Annotated in this window: 1 pseudogene; it reads right to left on the bottom strand. The window is 65.1% G+C overall.

Annotated features, from left to right (window positions below):
• A pseudogene (locus ACSNOK_RS34030) lies at positions 1-278 on the bottom strand (IS256 family transposase); the annotation flags it as partial.

Below are 278 nucleotides of genomic sequence, written 5' to 3'. Positions count from 1 at the left end.
ACAGATCGCTTGCCAGCCAATCCTTCAGTTTCGCGCTCGACAGGGCCACGAACTTGCGCGACACCGCCGACTTCGAGGTGCCGTCACCCTTGATCGAGGTGACATCGCCGTCGGGCAGGCGAACCGAGCGCCGGAACCGCCGGGTCGAGACGTTGATCAGCATCTGGTTCATCGCCCAACGGCCCAGCCAGTCCTCGCGCTGGCCGGCGGCAAGACTGGGAAGTTCCAGTTCCTGCTGACCATCCGGCGTCCGAACCCGCGGCCGTTCGATGTCGATC

Origin of the sequence: Streptomyces sp. URMC 126 (assembly GCF_051386555.1) — a bacterium.
GTDB lineage: Bacteria > Actinomycetota > Actinomycetes > Streptomycetales > Streptomycetaceae > Streptomyces.
This window is presented reverse-complemented; position numbering and strand designations above follow the sequence as displayed.